Annotated in this window: 18 protein-coding genes; 8 read left to right on the forward strand and 10 right to left on the reverse strand. The window is 71.4% G+C overall.

All coding sequences use genetic code 11. The features are described from left to right. Positions 1-124 precede the first annotated feature (124 nt). The gene (gene rpmB / locus WMF27_RS22230; protein ID WP_061608570.1) at positions 125-349 is read left to right on the forward strand and encodes a 50S ribosomal protein L28; all 225 of its coding nucleotides are present in this window, start codon (positions 125-127) and stop codon (positions 347-349) included. Between the two features lie 327 nt (positions 350-676). Here the strand turns inward: rpmB and WMF27_RS22235 are convergent, their stop codons facing one another. The 10 genes from WMF27_RS22235 to WMF27_RS22280 all read right to left on the reverse strand — a co-directional run bounded on the left by WMF27_RS22235 (position 677) and on the right by WMF27_RS22280 (position 7,848). Further along, positions 677-1,726 carry a hypothetical protein gene (locus WMF27_RS22235; RefSeq protein ID WP_437766888.1) on the reverse strand — a complete coding sequence of 350 codons (1,050 nt, stop codon included), beginning with the start codon at positions 1,724-1,726 and terminating at the stop codon, positions 677-679. Then, a complete protein-coding gene (locus WMF27_RS22240) occupies positions 1,723-2,448 on the reverse strand; it encodes a DUF72 domain-containing protein (RefSeq protein WP_437766887.1) in 726 nt (241 codons plus the stop codon). The genes WMF27_RS22235 and WMF27_RS22240 overlap by 4 nt, the downstream gene beginning before the upstream one ends. Before the next feature lie 89 nt (positions 2,449-2,537). Further along, positions 2,538-3,485 (reverse strand): lysophospholipid acyltransferase family protein, encoded by a 948-nt coding sequence (locus tag WMF27_RS22245; protein ID WP_437766886.1) that lies wholly within the window; start codon positions 3,483-3,485, stop codon positions 2,538-2,540. A gap of 72 nt (positions 3,486-3,557) precedes the next feature. Next, entirely contained in the window at positions 3,558-4,739 is a 1,182-nt protein-coding gene (queG, locus tag WMF27_RS22250; protein ID WP_437766885.1) for a tRNA epoxyqueuosine(34) reductase QueG, read from the reverse strand. Between the two features lie 71 nt (positions 4,740-4,810). Beyond that, positions 4,811-5,386 (reverse strand): RNA methyltransferase, encoded by a 576-nt coding sequence (locus tag WMF27_RS22255; RefSeq protein WP_437766884.1) that lies wholly within the window; start codon positions 5,384-5,386, stop codon positions 4,811-4,813. Beyond that, positions 5,383-6,177: a tRNA (guanosine(37)-N1)-methyltransferase TrmD gene (gene trmD / locus WMF27_RS22260; protein WP_437766883.1), complete on the reverse strand. Its 795-nt coding sequence runs from the start codon at positions 6,175-6,177 to the stop codon at positions 5,383-5,385. The genes WMF27_RS22255 and trmD overlap by 4 nt, the downstream gene beginning before the upstream one ends. A 40-nt stretch (positions 6,178-6,217) precedes the next feature. Continuing rightward, entirely contained in the window at positions 6,218-6,730 is a 513-nt protein-coding gene (gene rimM, locus WMF27_RS22265) for a ribosome maturation factor RimM (RefSeq protein WP_437766882.1), read from the reverse strand. Positions 6,731-6,742: 12 nt separating this feature from the next. Further along, a complete protein-coding gene (locus tag WMF27_RS22270; protein WP_012237070.1) occupies positions 6,743-6,994 on the reverse strand; it encodes a KH domain-containing protein in 252 nt (83 codons plus the stop codon). Between the two features lies 1 nt (position 6,995). Then, entirely contained in the window at positions 6,996-7,262 is a 267-nt protein-coding gene (gene rpsP / locus WMF27_RS22275; RefSeq protein ID WP_012237071.1) for a 30S ribosomal protein S16, read from the reverse strand. 403 nt (positions 7,263-7,665) lie between these two features. Then, complete coding sequence (locus WMF27_RS22280; RefSeq protein WP_157906850.1) at positions 7,666-7,848, reverse strand: hypothetical protein; 183 nt, start codon at positions 7,846-7,848, stop codon at positions 7,666-7,668. A gap of 264 nt (positions 7,849-8,112) precedes the next feature. Between WMF27_RS22280 and WMF27_RS22285 the strand changes: the two genes are divergently transcribed. The 7 genes from WMF27_RS22285 (at position 8,113) to dnaG (ending at position 17,421) form a co-directional block, all read left to right on the forward strand. Further along, complete coding sequence (locus WMF27_RS22285) at positions 8,113-9,549, forward strand: DUF4350 domain-containing protein (RefSeq protein ID WP_437766881.1); 1,437 nt, start codon at positions 8,113-8,115, stop codon at positions 9,547-9,549. Beyond that, entirely contained in the window at positions 9,546-10,523 is a 978-nt protein-coding gene (locus tag WMF27_RS22290; protein ID WP_012237073.1) for an AAA family ATPase, read from the forward strand. The genes WMF27_RS22285 and WMF27_RS22290 overlap by 4 nt, the downstream gene beginning before the upstream one ends. Positions 10,524-10,529: 6 nt before the next feature. Then, complete coding sequence (locus tag WMF27_RS22295) at positions 10,530-12,200, forward strand: DUF58 domain-containing protein (protein ID WP_437766880.1); 1,671 nt, start codon at positions 10,530-10,532, stop codon at positions 12,198-12,200. Between the two features lie 9 nt (positions 12,201-12,209). Continuing rightward, a complete protein-coding gene (gene rsmA, locus WMF27_RS22300) occupies positions 12,210-13,040 on the forward strand; it encodes a 16S rRNA (adenine(1518)-N(6)/adenine(1519)-N(6))-dimethyltransferase RsmA (RefSeq protein WP_437766879.1) in 831 nt (276 codons plus the stop codon). A 242-nt stretch (positions 13,041-13,282) separates the two neighbouring features. Further along, positions 13,283-14,707 carry a F0F1 ATP synthase subunit beta gene (gene atpD / locus WMF27_RS22305; protein WP_437766878.1) on the forward strand — a complete coding sequence of 475 codons (1,425 nt, stop codon included), beginning with the start codon at positions 13,283-13,285 and terminating at the stop codon, positions 14,705-14,707. A gap of 7 nt (positions 14,708-14,714) precedes the next feature. Next, positions 14,715-15,272 (forward strand): ATP synthase F1 subunit epsilon, encoded by a 558-nt coding sequence (atpC, locus tag WMF27_RS22310; protein WP_012237077.1) that lies wholly within the window; start codon positions 14,715-14,717, stop codon positions 15,270-15,272. Between the two features lie 199 nt (positions 15,273-15,471). Next, positions 15,472-17,421, forward strand: coding sequence for a DNA primase (gene dnaG / locus WMF27_RS22315; protein WP_437766877.1), 1,950 nt, complete (start codon positions 15,472-15,474; stop codon positions 17,419-17,421). Positions 17,422-17,446 lie beyond the last annotated feature (25 nt).

Raw genomic sequence — 17,446 nt, forward strand, 5'->3', positions numbered from 1 at the left:
CGGCTTCCTTCACTTTCCCGCGCTCCCGAGCCCCCCTGCTCCCCCGCGCAGGGCGTGCGCCCGGCCAGCTGGTTCGATTTACGGTCGGGGCACCGAGGCAGGGTCCCTTCCAACCGAGGACGTCATGGCGAAGAGCGACATCACTGGGAAGCGGAAGCTTCTGGCGCAGAATGTCTCCCACTCCAACATCAAGACGAAGCGCTGGCAGCTCGTGAACATCCAGACCCGGCGCGTCTGGGTCCCCGAGCTCAACCGCTTCGTGAAGCTCAACCTCACGACGCGCGACATCCGCACGATCGACAAGATCGGCGTCGTCGCCTACGCGAAGCGCCACGGCGTCGCGCTCTAGGCCCAGCGTCAGCGCGCCGGCCGGCCTGAATGTCGGCCGCCGCTTCGCGGCTGGATGCGCGCCGCGCTCTGTTCTCCCCCTCTCGGGGTTCACCTCCATCCACTCCCAGCCCTGGAAGTGCCGCGTGCGTGACGGCACGCGGCGCGTGCAGCCAGTGCGAGCTGGCAGGCGTCGGCCGCAGCGCACGTTGCGCAGCGGCTCGCTCTACCTCGCTGCCGCCTCAGCGCGCCTCCACGGCGCCCTCGATGGCCCGCGCCGCGTCGGCCAACGGGAGCCGCATGGCCGGCCGATCTCCGCTCCGGCCGGCCGGCCGACGCCCGCCGCGCCTCACCCCTCCGCCGGCTGCGTCCCTGCCCCCGCCATGAAGCCGGCTGCGAGGTTGGCCGTGCGCGCGTCGCGCTCGTCGCGCTGAACGGCGATGGCGGCGCTGGCGCCCTGCTGCGTGCGGACATCATGAAGGGCGCTTTCGAGCGCGGCGCCGCGGAGGAGCGCGGTGAGGGCCTTCACCTCGATCGTGGGCTTGCCTGCGAGCGCGATCGCAGCCGCGAAGGGGCCGCGCTGGAGGATCCCGATCGGCGCGGCTGCGGGCAGGGGCGTGCCGGGGGCGAGGCGCGTGATCCCGCGGCGCACCGGGACGGCGTCGCGGCCGAGCACGATCTCGAGCTCCGGCACGGTGATGCCATCGTCGGTGCGCGTGTAGGCGAGCGCTGCGACCGTGCCCCAGCCGTCGCAGGCGACGATGGCGTCCGTGGGTCGCGGCACATCGCCTACCGGCCACGGCGCCTGGAGCGCGGTCGCCCCCTCCGCGATCGTGGTCGACGCGGCTTCCACCTCGGCGGGTATCGCTTCAGCGAGGTCTTCGGCGGTCAGCGTCCCCCCTGCGACCGCCCCGCCGGCGGCCAGCAGCGCCCGCTCCACATCGCGCGCCCGGAGCGCCACCGCGCCGAGCGAGCCGACCTCGCGGAGCAGCGCGGCGCGCCCGGTCGCGCCCGCGCGCTCCGCCGCGACCACACCGGAGCGAACCAGCTCGCGGAGCCGCGCGCGTCCGAGGTAGCCATGCAGCAGGACCAGCATGCCGAGCGAGCGCGGAACAGCGACGTGCGCGGCCTCCGGGACGCTCTGCCCGTCGACGAACCCGCGCGGCCGCGGCGCGCCGCGCCCAGGCTGGATGGCCCGTCCATCGAACGCCCTCGCGCCGACGCCGACGCCGGCCGCCAGCGCGACGGCGGGCGCGAGCAGCACGTCGGGCTGCGCGCCAGCGGCAGCGAAGAAGCCGGCGACGATCGCGTCGATCGCGCTGCCGGAAGACTCGAGCGCGGCCCGGGCGGCCGAAGCCGCAAAGGAGTCGCTCGCGGTGGCTGCCGCGCCGCGGATCACTGCTCCTCGTCCTCGGCGACGAGGGTGCTGGGCATGGGCATGGTCGGCCTTACCACAGCCGACGCTGTCGAGCGATCGGGCGTGCGGGCGAGCGCCGCCGCGAGCAGCGACTTGATCTGCGGCGCGCGGTCGCCCTCGACGACCAAGAACACCTCACGCCGTCCGCGCAGGCGCTCGGCGACCCGCTCGAGCGCGGCCGCTCCCATCGACGAGGACCGCCCGAGAGCGCGCAGCCGTGTATAGACGATCGGCCCGGGCGGCGGCGCGTCGCGCGCCACGTCGAGCACCGGGATGACCTTCGCGGCGCGCGCGGTCGCGACGATGTCGTCGCGCTCCCAGATCCCGGAGGGCTCCCAGCAGCGCACGACCCCTTCGGCGGGCAGCCGCTCGAAGAGCGCCGCGAGCTTCTTGCGGTTGCTCGCCGTCGGCCGGAGCGACGCCGGCGTCTGGAGCACGACGCACCGCGCCTCGAGCACGGCCGCCACCTCGAGCGAGGCCGAGAGCGCCTCGTCGAGGTCGCGCCCTCCGGCGAGCTCGCCGACCACGCGCGGCAGCACCACGCTGAAGACGAAGCCCGGCGGCACCGCCTTGCGCCATTTGCGCAGCGTCGTCGCGCGAGGCAGCGACGTATCGAGCGGGCGGAGCTCGACCAGATCGAAGCGATCTTTGTACTTCTGGATATCGCCCTTGAGCGAGGGGAGTCCGACGAGGAGGCGGGCCATCAGCGCGGACTCTTAACCCAGCTTGCGCGCCGATGCAGCGCGTGCCCGACGGCAGCTCGATTTCTCATTTGGGGAGCAAAATCCTTGATTTATTCGAAGTGGAACCACTGCGTCGGGTTGTCCCGGAGGAAACGCTCCATCTCCGCCGTGATCTGCCGCGCTGCCACGTCGAGCTCGGACGATCCTGGCCTGCGGGGGAGCGAGATGGGCGGCGTGATGCAGATCTCGTACTCCATGAAGCCGGTCCGCCGCGTGAACACAGGGACGATCGGCGCGCCGCTGACCGCCGCGAGCTGAAGCGGCCCCTCCGGGACGCGCCAGGGTCGCCCGAAGAGCTCGACGTCGCGCCCGCGCATCCCGGACGGAAGTCGATCGATCTGGATGGCCACGACGCCCTGCCGCCTGAGGTGCGCGAGCAGCGGGAGCACCGCGAGCGGATCGTCGGCCACGTGCTGCATCCGTACGCCGACCCGATCTCGCGTGCCGTCCTGGATGGCCTGCGCTCGCTCGTCGCGCTCGCGCTGCATCACGATGAGCACGTCGGCGGCGTGCACCGATCGCAGCAGCGGCGCGGCGGCCTGCCAGCCGCCGGTATGCGCCGTGACGACGATCACGCCGAGGCCCCGCCGGAACGCGCTCGTGAAGTGCTCGTCGTTCACGCACAGGCCGGTGAGCCGGTCGGGCCGGCTGCTGCCCGCGATGAACGCGTCCGTGAGGCAGCTGGCGAAGTTGATGAACACCCGGGCGACGTCGCGGTACTCGTCGAGCGTCCCCCGCTCGCCCAGCGCCAGCCGCAGGTTCCTGCGCACGGCCCTCCGCTGCTCCGGCAACACCGCCCCGACGGCGAGCCCGAACAACGCAGGGCTGTGCCGGACGAGGAGGTCCGGGCCGTAGGTCACCCCAGCGTCGACTGCCCGCCGCCAGAGGACGGAATCGTGCCGGCGTAGATCGTCGAGGAGCGCTCGGAGCCTGGAGGGGAGATCCACGTTGGTGCTCGTGCGCGCGGCGCCTTGCCGGCGCACACCGTAGCGGATCATCGGGCCCCCGCGAAGAGCGCCCGAGCAGCGCCGCGCTCTCGCGCCGCGTTCGATCGCGGCGGGCGGCGCGCCTCAACCTGCACCGGGATCCTCGTTCGACCCGTCAGGCCTCGGCGCGCCCGGGCCCGCCGGCTCGCCGCCCCCTGCGCGGCTCACCCCCCACGCGGCGACGGCGCGCACCGAGGCGTCGTCATGGGCGAGCGCCGCGACGAGCGCGCGCTTCGCGCTCGCTACCGCCGCGCCCTCTGCGCCGCTCGCCAGCCGGTTCGCAGCGACGATCGTCGCGTTTCGGGCGAGCCCGCCGCGTCGCGCGCGCCGGACCGGCGTCCCGACGGTCAGCGCGTCGAACGCTTGCTCGTCGAGCGCCACGAGGTCGTCGACGTCCCGCGCTTCCCATCGGGCCAAAGGATGGAACGGCGCGGTGCGCTCGAGGGCCGGGGGCGCGGTCCTGTTGAAGGGGCAGACCTCCTGGCAGACGTCGCAGCCGAAGAGGTGCTCACCCATGCCGGACCGCAGCGCCTCGGCCGGCGCGCTCCTCTGTTCGATCGTCAGGTACGCGATGCAGCGCCGCGGATCGAGCACGAAGGGCGCGTCGAACGCCTGCGTCGGGCACGCGTCGAGGCAGCGCGTGCACGATCCGCAGCGCTCGGAGATGGGCACGTCGGGGACGAGATCCAGCGTGGTGACCACCTCGCCGAGCAGCTGGTAGCTCCCCTGCCCCGGCGTGATGATCAGCCCGTTCTTGCCGACGAAACCGATACCAGAGCGCGCCGCCCAGACGCGCTCCATCACCGGCTCGACGTCGCAGAGCGGCCGCGCGAGCACGGACGGCGCGAGCGAGCGGATGAACGCCGCGAGCCGCCGGAGCCGCCGCTTCAGGTGGTTGTGGTAGTCCTGCCCGCGCGCGTAGCGCGCGACGCTCTGCGCGAGCGGCGGGTCGCGCCGCTCGCTCTCCTTCGGCCGCGCATACCTGCGGCCTACGCACACGACCGAGCGTGCTCCTTCGAGGATCGCGCTGGTGTCCAGCCGGCGCCGCTGCTCCGCGTACTCCGCGAGGTAACCCATCTCCCCGTGCATGCCGCGCGCGACGAACTCCAGGTACCGTGCGTGCTCGACCCCGAGCGGCTCGTCGGCCCGCGCGACGCCCACGACGTCGAAGCCGAGCGCGAGCGCCTGCTCGCGCACCAGCCGGTCGGGCGTCGTTCGCGCCGCGCTCGCCTCCCCGGCGGGACGATCGGCATCGCGCTCGCTCATCTCAGGAGGATGGACCGGAAGGCCGCGCGGCGGTGCTGGCGCCACGCTCGACGACCGCGCGCCACGCGAGATCACCCGGCGTTCCGGTCGCCGAGCAGCCGATCGAGCGTGATCGCGCACGCCGCGCGCACGCTCAGGTGGTTGTAGCCGGTGCTCGCCTCCGCCCTGATCGGCTCGATCTGGACGTCGGCATCGGCGATGACCTCTGGCGCGAGGCCCCAACCTGTGCCGAACAGGATCACCACCGGATCGCTCGCTTTCGCGAGGCGCGCGCGGGTCGCTGCGTAGCTCGTCACCGGGAGCCCTCGCGAGGCCGCCGCGGTCGTCCAGACCTCGACGCCGCGCCGACCTGCGCCGCTCAGCGCGGAGTACACGTCGTCCAGGCTGGGGACCACGCTCAGCACATCGAGCGCGACCGCGCGATCCGGGATCCGGCGCTTGCCGGAGCCGATCACCCAGTGCTCCTTGATCCGCTCTGCCAACGCGCGCTGAGCGGCGACCGGATGAACGACGAAGAGCCGCTCGGCGCCGTACGTGCGCGCGCTCCGCGCCATGTCGTGCAGATCGAGGTTCGTGATGGCCGTGGTCACCGTCTCCCCGGAGCGGTCGAGCACGGGGTAGTGAACGAGCGCGAGCGCCAGCCTCATCGCCGCGCCTCGCCGCTCTCGTCCGGGGACGGCTCTCCCCCCCGCGCCTTGCGCCAGAGGTCGGGCCTGCGCTGGGCCGTGCGCAGCTCGGCCTCCGCTCGTCGCCAGCGCGCGATGGCCGCGTGGTTACCTTGCTGCAGCACGTCGGGCACCTTGTGCCCGCGGAACTCCACGGGGCGGGTGTACTGCGGGTACTCCAGGAGCCCTGACAGCGCGGGGCTGTGCGACTCGTGCTCCGCCGACACAGCGTTCCCGAGCACCCCTGGGAGCAGGCGCACGCACGCATCGATCACCGCCATCGCCGCGACCTCGCCGCCGGTCATCACGAAGTCGCCGAGCGAGATCTCCTCGTCGACGAAAGCGCGCACCCGCTCGTCGAACCCCTCGTATCGACCGCAAACGAGCGCAACGGCAGGGCGCGCCGCGAGCTCGATGGCCTTCTCCTGACGGAAAGGCTTCCCCTGCGGCGTGAGCAGCACCCGGTGCGCGCGCGGCAGAGGCCCCGAGGACGCCGTCGCGTCGTCCCCGGGAGGCGCGCTCGACGCATCGCCTCCGGCGGCGGCTTCGTCGAGCGCCTCCAGGCAGCGGACGATGCAATCGACGCGCATCACCATGCCGGAGCCACCGCCGTAAGGCGTGTCATCCACGCTCCGGTGTCGGCCGAGGCCAAACTCACGCGGGCTGCGCGTCCGCACGGCGAGCGCACCCGACGCGAGCGCGCGCCCGACCATGCCGATCGCCAGGAACCCCTCGAACAGCTCCGGAAATAGGGTGACTACGTCGATGCGCATCGCACTTGCCGAGGCGGGCTCCCTTGCGTGGAACGGCAGCTCAGACGAGGCCTTCCAGCGTCGCCAGCTGGACGACCTGCCGCTCCACGTCCACGCTGCTGATGAAGCTCTCGGTCAGCGGGATCTCGATGGAATCTGCGCCCTGCCTCTCCACGACGAGCACATCGCAGGTCGGGTACGACTGGAGCGACCTCACGTGCCCGAGCAGATCGCCATCGGGCGTCATCACGCGCGCCCCCTCCACGTCGCAGGCGTAGAACTCGCCCTCGGAGAGCGGCGCGAACGCGTCCCGAGGGACGCACACCGTCGCTCCGCGCAGGGCCTCGGCCGCGTCCCGATCGTCGATCCCGGCGATCCGCGCGAGCAGCGCCTTGTCGACGGGCCGCGTCGCGACGATCTTCGCGTCGCGCGCAGAGCCGTCGGGAAGGTGCAGCCTGATCGGAGGGCGCGTGAGGAGCAGATCGGACCCCTCGTTGTAGAGGCGCAACCGCAGCTCCCCCTGAACGCCGTGCGGACGGGCGACCTCCGCGACGGGAACGTAACGTCGCTCCACGTCGGGCTCGTCTCAGTCGAGGATGTCGAGGTGCGCGCGGCGCCCCGACTTGCTCGCGGCGGCGCTCAGCAACGTCCTGATCGACTGCGCTGTGCGCCCGTCCTTGCCGATCACCTTGCCGATATCCTCGCGCGCGACCGTCAGCTCGATCCGGGGGAAGCGGTCTCCCGCGACTTCGCGCACGACGACCCGGTCCGGCTGATCGACGAGCGCGCGGGCAACGAGCGCGACGAGATCGACCAGCGGAGACGTCGACGAGGCCATGCTACTTCGCGGCGTCCGCGGGAGCGGCCGCCTGGGCCAGCCCAGGGTGCTTCAGGAGCAGCGCCACCGTGTGCGTCGGCTGAGCGCCGTTCGAGATCCAGTGCCTCACGCGGGGAACATCGAGGCGGATCTCGGTCCTGCGCGGGTCGTACGTGCCCAGCCGCTCGATGAACCTGCCGCCGCGCGGGCTGCGCTGGTCGGCGACGACGATGCGGTAGAAGGGCGTCTTCTTGGTGCCCGCGCGGGCGAGGCGAATATGAACGGCCATCTGTAGAACCTCGATCGATATGGAAGAGCCCGTGCCCACGTTGTGCACGGCCTGCTCTGGAGGCGCCGGAGCGTAGCTCGTTCAGCGCTCGACGCCAGAAGTGGGGGCGCAACCTAGGCGAAGATCCTGCCGAGGGTCAACCCCGCACGCGCAGAGCACGTCCGCGGAGGACAACTTTCAGGCCCCGCGGCCTGGTCGAAGCCCCTCTCGCCCAGTCGCCTACCCTCCTCGCCGGACGAGCCCGGTGCGTGCGCGGAGCCGAGATCCGCCTGCATGCACGGTCGCCAACTTCGTGGAATTTACGAGAAAAACGGGGGGCAATTCTCGGAGGCACGTCGTCCAGGACACGTGCTGGAGCAACGCTGCCAGGGGGTTCACGCGGGAGCGCGTGCTACACGTGGCGTCAACCCAGATCGAGGATGATGACGCCCCGGTTGGGATCGTCCTCTTCCGAGTCCGGAAGACGACGAGGTGCGGGGTAGCGTTCGATCGGCAGCTCGAGGCGCGGTCGAATTTCTTCTCTTCTAGACCGATCCTTCTCTTCTTCGCGCTGCCGTATTTGCTCGATGATGAACGGAGGAAGCATCGACTAACCCCTCCACCTCGTAGAGTGCTCGGCTGAATTGGTGGAACGAGGTCTGCGAGAAAGCACCCCGCTCTTAGAAGCGAATCTAGCAATGTGGGATGGCGGGTCAAGGTTATCGGTCGGGCCGACAGTGGTATGTTCGCAGCGCTCATGACGCGGCACGGCGCGTGGTTTGCGCACGCATGCTCCTCAGGCTCTAGGTCTAGGTCCGGTTCCGGTTCCGGTTCCAGTTCCGAACTTGTTCGGGAAGATCGGCGCTGGCCGGTGCGCTCGCAGGTCACATCCTGCTCCTTCCTGGCGGCGCTGATCGCGCTGATGACGCTGCTCGCGCCCGCCCGAGCAGCGGGCGCCGCCTTCGACGTGAACGACCCGAGCTGGGAGGGTTGCTCGGAGCTCCTCGAGATCGCGCGCGCGGAGCTGGGAGCCGCGAGGGTCCACCCCGTCGCTGTGCTCGACTGGAGCCAGGTCGGCCCCGAGGACGGCATCCTGGTCCTCCACCCGCTGCAGACGCTCGACGCTGACGAGACGACCTCCTTCATGAAGGCCGGCGGGCGGCTCGCCATCATCGACGACTTCGGCCGCGGCGACGACACGCTCCGGCGATTCCAGATCGAGCGCATCCCGACGCCGGCCCGGCCGCTCGCCGCGCTCCGGAACCGGCCCTCCCTCGCGATCGCGGAGCCGGTGGCCGACACCGTCGGGGGCCACTCCGTCGGCCGGCACCCCGTCGTCAGCCACGTGGAGCGGCTCGTCACGAACCACGCGACCGGCCTCCGGCATCCGAACCTCTCGCCGGTGCTGCGGATCCGCGCCGTCAGCGAGCCGGACGTGATCCTCGCCGTCGCCGGGCAGGTCGGCAAGGGCCGGCTCTTCGCGATGGGCGACCCGTCCGCGCTGATGAACATGATGCTCAGGTACCCGGGCAACCGCGCCTTCGCCTCGGGCCTGACGCGCTACCTGGTCGACGAGGATGGGGCTCAGCCGCGCCGAGGGCGGCTCCACATCGTCGCGAACCGGTTCGACGAAGAGAGCTCGTTCGGCGGCGAGACGTCGCTCCGAAAGGACTTCGACGCGCAGGTCAAGGCGCTCGCGAGCGCCGTCGAGGACGCCCGCCGCGACGGGCTTCCGGGCGGCGCCCTCCTCGCGCTCGCGGCGCTCGCCGGCCTCGGCCTCGCGATCTGGACCGCGCGCGCGTCCGCACGGCCCTACCGGAGCCCGCTCCCCCGGTACGCCCGTCCGACGCCGCTCGTCGCTCAGGGAGGCGCAGCTGGGCGCTTCGCCGTCCTCGCCGCCCCCTCTTCCCCGCGGGGCCTCGCGTTCCTCGAGCTGAAGAGCGCCCTGTTCGAGGCGCTGTCCTTGCGGTTCGGCCTGGAGGCGAATCCGGCGCAGGAGACGGTCGCGCGGCTCGTGGCGCGAGAGGGATCTCTTGACGAGCGAGCCCTCTCGGCCTTCAAGGATGTTCTGGGCACCATGTACCGAGTCGAAGCGTCCGTCGTCGCCGGCAGACCGGCGAACGTGTCCAGGCCCGCGCTCTTGCACGCCGCCGACGTCGTGCGGCATGCCCTCGCCGCCTGCGGCGCCGACGGCCGGAAGCCACCGCGCGGACGTCACCCCGGCGCGCCCCCCGATCCTGCGACGGCGTCCCCGTCGCCAACAGACGTGAAGCTCGCACCACCCCACTCAGACAAAGGCGCTCGATGAACCAGGTTCAGGCCGTCGCCGTCGACGAAATCTCCGCGGCCAAGGAGCGGATCGAGGCGGTCCGGCGAGAGATCACGCGCGTTTACATCGGCTCGTCGCGCGCCATCGATCTGATGCTCACCGCCCTGCTCGCGCAGGGGCACGTGCTGCTGGAGGGCGTCCCCGGCGTCGCGAAGACCACGCTGGTCAAGGCGTTCGCGGCCGCGCTGGGCGCGTCGGTCCGGCGGATCCAGTTCACGCCCGACCTCCTGCCCGCCGACATCACGGGGACCTATGTCCTGTCGCCCAAGGAGGGGACCTTCACGCTGCGCCCCGGTCCGATCTTCGCGAACCTCGTGCTCGCCGACGAGATCAACCGCGCCCCGGCGAAGACCCAGTCGGCCCTCCTCGAGGCCATGCAGGAGCGACAGGTGACGATCGAGGGCGATCGCTTCGAGCTGCCGTCGCCCTTCATGGTGCTCGCGACGCAGAACCCGATCGATCTCGAGGGGACCTACCCGCTGCCCGAGGCGCAGATCGACAGGTTCCTCATCCGCGTGAGCCTCGGCTACCCGCAGCACAAAGACGAGGTGGCGATGCTCCGCGCGCACAACGTCGAGGCGCCACGAGCGCGGGCGACGCTCTCCGTCCAGGACCTCCTCATGCTGCAGGGCGTCGCGCGGAGGATCCACGTCGAGGACGATCTGTACGAGTACGCGGTGAACCTCACCGCGTTCACGCGCACGCACCCTCGCGTGCTGCTCGGCGCATCGCCGCGGGCCACGCTCGCGCTGGTCCAGGCGGCCAAGGCGGCGGCGGTGATCGGCGGGCGCCCGTTCGTCACGCCGGACGACGTGCGCGGCATGGCACAAGCGACGCTCGCCCATCGCCTGGTGCTGGTACCCGAGGCCGACGTGGATCCCAAGGCGCGCGACACGATCGTCGACGAGGCAGTTCAGCGCGTGGGGTACCGGCGCGCGGCGCGGCCGGCGTAGATCCGCATGCAGCTCTACCCCACGCGCACCGCCGCCCACCTGGCCATCGCCGGCGTCGCGGTCATGGGCGCCGGGCTCATCGCGCGCGAGCCGGCGATCGTCGGCTGGGGCGGGGCGATCCTGGTCGCGATCGCGCTCGCCCGCGGCGTGACGCTGGTGTCGGTGGCGCGCATCCGCGCGGCTGGGTTCGAGATGCTCTGGGGCGGCTCGCGGCGGATCCTCCGTTCCGCGCGCGGAGGCACCGTGGAGATCGAGGCCGAGGTTCGGAACCGCGACACCCTCGCGGCTCGCTACGTCAAGCTGCGCACCATCGCCTCGTCGCAGCTCGACGTGCGCATCGAGCCGAACCGCGGCGAAGTCTCCGCCTCGGGTCGGCTCAAGGTGAAGGTCATCGTGCGAACGCCGCGCGTCGGCCAGCACGGGCTCCACGGGCTCGCGCTCGAGGTGCACGGCGCCCCGGGCCTCTTCGAGGTGCCCCTGACCTTCGCGAACCCGTACGGCATCGAGGTGCTCCCGCGGCCCTTCATGCCGTACCTGACGCAGCCGCGCGGAGGACGCAGTCACCTGCTCGCTGCCTCTGGCAAGCCCGGGCGCGTACGCGGCGAAGGAGACGACCTGCGCGAGCTGCGAGAGCACCAGCCGGGGGACCCGTTCCGGAAGATCGCGTGGAAGGCCAGCGCGCGCCGGGGCACACTGCTCGTGCGGGAGTTCGAGCGCGAGGAGCGGGATGTGGTCTGGGTCCTCGTCGACGCGGCCGTGGAGCTCTGGGCGGGCCCGCTCGGCCGCGCGCCGCTCGATCTCATGATCGACGAGGCCGCGGCCATCGCGACGAGGCACCTCGGGCGCGGCGATCGCGTCGGGCTCATCGTTCTGGCCCCCGGCCCGCGCGTGACGATCGCGCCCGATCACGGCCCAGGGCATGGCCAGAAGATCGCGCAAGCGCTCACCGTCGGGTGCGGCACCTACGACGCGGATCGGAGCGAGCTCGACGAGTCGGACGTCGCGGCGCGCGTCATCGAGCACCTCAGGCCGCTCGACGCGCGCGGGCTCGACGACCTGCGCCGCGGCGACCTCGACCGGCTGGCGGCCCGCGCGGAGTCGATGCGCGCGCGTGCGCCGTTCTCGGCGCCGGCGCCGCTCGGGCGCTCGCAGCGCGAACGGACGCTGCGCCGCTACCTCGCGAGCTACGGCATCGAGTCGCCCGCGCGCGCCGAGCCGGATCGGCGCGATCCCGCCGTGTCGGTCGCCGAGTCGCTCACGCACATCGCGCGCGTCAAGCCGCGCGCGAGCATGGTCTATGTCCTCGCGTCGCCTCCGGCCGACGCACAGCTGGGCCAGCTCTCTGAGGCCGTGCGCCGGCTCTCGCGGAAGGCTGTTCACGTGGTGTGGACGCTCCCGGATCTCGAGCCAGGGCTCGGGCCTCCCTGGGAGGCGCCCCGACCGCAGGAGAGCGACGGCGACGAGGGGCAGAGCGGCCCCACGCCGTCCAACAAGGCGTTCCAGGAGCTCGCGCCGATCGCGGCCGAGGCGGTGCTCATCCGCGCGCGGGTGGCTCAGACCCGCCGCGAAGCCGCGCTTCGCAAGGTCGGCGTGCGCGTGGTGCGGCTGCGCGCGGCGGCCGCGCCCAGCAGAGCCGCAGACATAGCCCACGACGGGGCGCACCCACCGCAGATCTGAGGACGGGCCATGGCCATCGCAGAGCTCTTGCGCACACGCGGTCTCTCCCCGAAGAAGGGGTTCGGGCAGAACTTCCTCGTCGACGTCGACGCGGCGCGCCGGATCGCCGAGGCGGCCACGACGACGGAGGGCGGCGCGGTGATCGAGATCGGAGCGGGGCTCGGCGCGCTCACGCGGCCGCTCCTCGGTCGCGCCACGCACGTCGTCGCGATCGAGCGCGATCGCGACCTCGTCCCGATCTTGCGCGAGCAGCTCGCTGGACCTCTCGAGGAAGGCCGCTTGACGCTGCTCGAGGCCGACGCAGCGCAGGTCGACTGGGTCGGCGCGCTCTCCGGCCACGCGCGGCCGCACGCGGTGGCGGGCAACCTCCCGTACCACATCACGGGCCGGCTCCTCGAGCAGGCGACCACCGTCGCGCATCAGATCGATCGCGCGGTGTTCATGGTGCAGCTCGAGGTCGCGGATCGCCTGGTCGCCGCCCCGGGCAGCGCCGACTACGGCGCACTCTCGGTCTTCGTGCAGGCCGCGTTCGACGTGCGCCGCCTCCTGATCGCGCGCGCCGGCGCGTTCTACCCGAGGCCCGAGGTCGACTCGGCGGTCGTCGTGCTGACGCCGTGGCGCCCGCGGCGCGCCGAGGAGACGGACGCCTTCCGCGCGGCAGTGCGCGCCGCGTTCTCGGCGCGCCGCAAGACGCTCCGGAACGCCTGGAAGAACCTCTACGGCTGGTCCTCCCAGGAGCTCGATCAGCACGCGAAGGACGCCGGCATCTCGCTCGACGCTCGCGGCGAGACGCTCAGCGTGGAGGCGTTTGCGCGGATCGCCGCCTCCAGAGGACGCTGAGCGCCCGCCGCGCGCCGGCGCTCCCTCGCTGGAGCCGGAGAGGGATGCGAGATGGACGTCGTCCCCGGACGTCCCGCGTGGCGCCCAGCCCCCGGAAAGCACGCCAACTACCGCGCGCCCGCAGCGACGCAGCCGTCAAGAATCCCGCAGAATTTCTGGTAGACGGCACTAGTCGGACGCGCAGGTCCGTGCTAGTGGGCCCCGCGACTCGTCAAAGCACGCACGAGGAGGACTCCCGCTCCATGGTTGTTGGAAAGATCACCCAGGTCATCGGACCGGTCGTCGATGTCGATTTCCCGGCTGGCCAGCTGCCCAAGATTCTGAACGCGCTCAAGCTGAGCAACCCGAGCATCTCGGCCGAGCCAGACAACCTCGTGCTCGAGGTCGCCCAGCACCTCGGCGAGTCGTCGGTGCGCACGATCGCGATGGACTCCACCGACGGCCTCGTGCGCGGGATGGAAGTCCGCGACACGGGCAAGCCCATCATGGTGCCGGTCGGCAACGAGTGCCTCGGCCGGATCCTGAACGTCGTCGGTGTGCCGATCGATGAAGCCGGGCCCGTGCACGCCAAGAAGATGGCGCCGATCCACCGGGAGCCGCCCCCGTTCATCGAGCAGTCGACCAAGGTCGAGGTCTTCGAGACGGGCATCAAGGTCATCGACCTGATCGCCCCTTACCGCAAGGGCGGCAAGATCGGCCTCTTCGGCGGCGCCGGCGTCGGCAAGACGGTGCTCATCCTGGAGCTCATCAACAACGTCGCGAAGGCGCACGGCGGCGTGTCCGTCTTCGCCGGCGTCGGCGAGCGGACGCGCGAGGGCAACGACCTCTTCCTCGAGATGAGCGAGTCGAAGCTCGCGGACGGCAGCCCCGTCATCTCGAAGGCCGCGCTGATCTACGGCCAGATGAACGAGCCCCCGGGCGCTCGCTCCCGCGTCGCGCTCTCGGCGCTCGCCGTGGCCGAGCACTTCCGCGACGAGGAGGGGCAGGACGTCCTCCTGTTCGTGGACAACATCTTCCGGTTCACCCAGGCCGGCTCCGAGGTGAGCGCGCTCCTCGGACGCATCCCGAGCGCCGTCGGTTACCAGCCGACCCTCTCGACGGAGATGGGCGCCTTCCAGGAGCGCATCACCTCGACGACCAAGGGCTCCGTCACCAGCGTCCAGGCGATCTACGTCCCCGCGGACGACCTGACCGACCCCGCGCCGGCCACGGCCTTCGCCCACCTCGATGCGACCACCGTGCTGTCGCGCGCGATCTCGGAGCTCGGCATCTACCCGGCCGTCGATCCGCTCGACTCGAACTCGACGATGCTCGACCCCCAGATCGTCGGTGAGAAGCACTACTCCGTCGCGCGGCGCGTTCAGCAGACGCTGCAGCGCTACAAGGACCTCCAGGACATCATCGCCATCCTCGGCATGGACGAGCTCAGCGAGGACGACAAGCTCGTCGTGGCGCGCGCCCGCAAGATCCAGAAGTTCCTGTCGCAGCCGTTCTTCGTGGCCGCCCAGTTCACCGGGCTCGAGGGCAAGCTCGTGCCGCTCAAGGACACGATCGCGGGCTTCGAGGAGATCCTCGACGGCAAGCTCGACCATGTCGCGGAGCAGGACTTCTACCTGGTGGGCGGCATCGAGGACGTGAAGGCCAGGGCGTCGCAGAGGGCGTCCTGACGCAGCCATGGCCGACACAATCCTCCTCGAGATCGTGACGCCGACCGGCGTCGCGCTGCGCGAGCAGGTCACGGACGTGACCGCGCCGAGCGTCGCCGGCGAGTTCGGTGTGCTCCCGGGTCACCTCCCGCTGCTCGCCGCCCTCCGGACCGGCCTCGTGACCTACCACCAGAACGGTCAGGAGCACCGCCTGGCCGTCCATCATGGCTTCGTCGAGGTCGCCGGCGACACCGCGCTGCTCCTCACCGAGCGCTTCGCGGTGAAGGACGATGTCGACGTCGTGAGGGTACGCCGCCGGCTCAAGGAGGTCGACACCGAGCTCGACCACTGGCAGGGCGACCTGACTGATCCGCGCCGCCGGGCGCTCATCGAAGAGGAGCAGTGGCTCGCCACCGAGCTCGAGCTCATCGGCGATCCGCCCCCTCCGATGGTGCGCGAAGACACGCGCTTCCTGGCCGAGCACGCCGAGGCGCCGCCGGTCGACGAGATGGTCGAGGCTTCCCAGCCCGACGAGAGCCTGACGGACCACAAGAAGCCCGGCTCTCCGTTCCCCGATCCGAAGTGACGTCTCCGGCGGCTACCGCCTTGCACGTGCGGCCGCCGCACAGGACACTTGTCTCCACACAGGCCGCGAGGGACTGGGGGGTCTCCCGCTTCGCGAGCCGCCCGTACCGCCGAGGCGCTGGCGCGGACGCCGCCACGCCGTCTGAGTCCACCCGTGATGATCCGCGGGCCCCGCACGCACGGAGCCCCCAAGGCAGCCCATGATCTCTCCGGAGACGATCGCGCTCGTGAAAGAGCGCACGGATCTCGTAGCGCTCATCGGCGAAAGCGTGCGCCTCGCCCGCCGAGGGCACTCCTTCACCGGGCTCTGCCCATTTCACAAGGAGAAGACGCCCAGCTTCCACGTGAGCCCGAGCCGCGGGTTCTACCACTGCTTCGGCTGCAAGGAGACCGGCAGCGCCATCGACTTCGTGATGAAGCTCGAGGGCCGGACGTTCGCCGAGGCGGTCCGCGCGCTCGCCGAGCGCGCCGGCATCGAGGTGGCGGAGTCGCTGACCGAGGCCGAGCGGCGCGAGGCGCAGGCGGCGCGCAGGTCGAAGGACGATCTCTACGCCGTCAACCACCTCGCCGCGACGTTCTTCGAGCACAGCCTCCGCGGGGGGCCGGGCAGCGCCCCTCACCCGCTCGCGCGCCACGCTCACGAGGAGCTCGAGCGACGCGGCCTGCCCCTCCGCGACGGCGATGGAGCCGCCGATCCGATCGCCGACGCCCTCCAGGCGTTCCGGATCGGCTACGCCCCGTTCGGCTGGGACGGGCTCTCCACGTACCTGCGACAGCAAGGCGTCTCCCCGGTCCTCGCGGAGCGCGTCGGGCTCCTCGTGCCGCGCTCGTCGGGGAGCGGACACTACGACCGCTTCCGGCACCGGCTCATGTTCGCCGTCACCGACGTGATGGGCCGGGTGATCGCGTTCAGCGGACGCGCGTTGCCCGATCCCAGCCCTTCCGAGCTCTCGTCGCTCGGCCTCACCGGCCCTGCGCCGCAGGCCGACGGCCCGCCGGCGAAGTACATCAACAGCCCCGAGTCGCCGATCTACACGAAGGGCGAGCACCTCTTCGGGCTGCACCAGGCGCGCCAGGCGATCCGCCAGCGCGGCGAGGCGATCCTCGTGGAAGGCAACTTCGACGTCGTCGCGCTCCACGCGCGCGGCATCGGCCAGGCGATCGCTCCGCTCGGTACCGCCTTCACGACCGGACAGGCGAAGCTCATCAAGCGCTTCGCGCCCGCGGTCATCCTGCTGTTCGACGGCGACGCGGCCGGCAAGAAGGCCACGCGCGCGGCGCGCGCCCCGTGCCGTGAGGCGGGGCTCAGCGCGCGCGTCGCCGTGCTGCCTTCCGGCGTCGATCCGGACGATCTCGCGCGCGAGCACGGCCCAGAGGCGATCGCGCGCATCGTCAAGGCGGCGCGCGGCCTGCTCGAGCACCTGATCGACCAGGCGCTCGACGGCGACAGCTTCGGAGGCTCGTCGCTGCCCGAGCAGCTCGCCCGCGTGCGCGCCGTGACGACGCTGCTCGCCGAAGAAGACGACCCGAGCCTCAGGATGATGGCGAAGCTCTACGCCGATCGCCTCTCCTCGAAGCTCGTGATCGGCGGCCGCTCACCGGACGACCTCCGGCAGCTGGAGCGCGTCGTCGAGGAGTCCCTCTCCCGCCCGCGGAGCCAGCCTACCCGCGAGGTGATCCCCTCCGGACAGACGACCGAGACGTGGGAGCGCGCTCGCTCACGCACGCAAATCCAGGAGGTAAGCCTGGAGATCCTGGGCGCGATCCTCGATTTTCCCGAGCTGCTGGCCGACGACGATCTCCAGACGGCGCTGGAGTGCCTCGAAGGCGACGTCGCCCTGGCGATTGTTGCAGCGCGTCAAAATTTCACTTTTGAAATGGGTCTTGTCGCCAGCGAATTTCTTGCGCAAGTCCCGGCTCCGATCCATTCATTCGCGGCTGGACGGCTGGTCTCGCCTGTCTTCGAAGCGGCCTCAACGGCCAAGGCGACGCTCTTGGAGAATTCACAAAAGTTGAGCAGACAAGCCCTGGCGCGACAGAAAGCAGCCGTCGTGAGCCAGCTCCAGAAGAGCGCGGTCGACGCTGATGCTGAAAACGCTTTGCTGCGTGAGCTATTCCAGCGGAGAGCGGGGGGTCTCGGTCTTCCTTGATGCGTTCCGGGCCGCCTCGCCGTGG

This window comes from Sorangium sp. So ce281, assembly GCF_051527395.1.
Classification (GTDB): domain Bacteria; phylum Myxococcota_A; class Polyangia; order Polyangiales; family Polyangiaceae; genus Sorangium; species Sorangium cellulosum_B.

Excerpts from the sequence above, each read along its gene's own strand:
- rpmB (WP_061608570.1), top strand. The coding sequence starts at position 125 with ATGGCGAAGAGCGACATCACTGGGAAGCGGAAGCTTCTGGCGCAGAAT.
- WMF27_RS22240 (WP_437766887.1), bottom strand. The coding sequence starts at position 2,448 with ATGGCCCGCCTCCTCGTCGGACTCCCCTCGCTCAAGGGCGATATCCAG.
- WMF27_RS22245 (WP_437766886.1), bottom strand. The coding sequence starts at position 3,485 with ATGATCCGCTACGGTGTGCGCCGGCAAGGCGCCGCGCGCACGAGCACC.
- queG (WP_437766885.1), bottom strand. The coding sequence starts at position 4,739 with ATGAGCGAGCGCGATGCCGATCGTCCCGCCGGGGAGGCGAGCGCGGCG.
- WMF27_RS22255 (WP_437766884.1), bottom strand. The coding sequence starts at position 5,386 with ATGAGGCTGGCGCTCGCGCTCGTTCACTACCCCGTGCTCGACCGCTCC.
- trmD (WP_437766883.1), bottom strand. The coding sequence starts at position 6,177 with ATGCGCATCGACGTAGTCACCCTATTTCCGGAGCTGTTCGAGGGGTTC.
- WMF27_RS22270 (WP_012237070.1), bottom strand. The coding sequence starts at position 6,994 with ATGGCCTCGTCGACGTCTCCGCTGGTCGATCTCGTCGCGCTCGTTGCC.
- rpsP (WP_012237071.1), bottom strand. The coding sequence starts at position 7,262 with ATGGCCGTTCATATTCGCCTCGCCCGCGCGGGCACCAAGAAGACGCCC.
- WMF27_RS22280 (WP_157906850.1), bottom strand. The coding sequence starts at position 7,848 with ATGCTTCCTCCGTTCATCATCGAGCAAATACGGCAGCGCGAAGAAGAG.
- WMF27_RS22290 (WP_012237073.1), top strand. The coding sequence starts at position 9,546 with ATGAACCAGGTTCAGGCCGTCGCCGTCGACGAAATCTCCGCGGCCAAG.
- WMF27_RS22295 (WP_437766880.1), top strand. The coding sequence starts at position 10,530 with ATGCAGCTCTACCCCACGCGCACCGCCGCCCACCTGGCCATCGCCGGC.
- rsmA (WP_437766879.1), top strand. The coding sequence starts at position 12,210 with ATGGCCATCGCAGAGCTCTTGCGCACACGCGGTCTCTCCCCGAAGAAG.
- atpD (WP_437766878.1), top strand. The coding sequence starts at position 13,283 with ATGGTTGTTGGAAAGATCACCCAGGTCATCGGACCGGTCGTCGATGTC.
- atpC (WP_012237077.1), top strand. The coding sequence starts at position 14,715 with ATGGCCGACACAATCCTCCTCGAGATCGTGACGCCGACCGGCGTCGCG.
- dnaG (WP_437766877.1), top strand. The coding sequence starts at position 15,472 with ATGATCTCTCCGGAGACGATCGCGCTCGTGAAAGAGCGCACGGATCTC.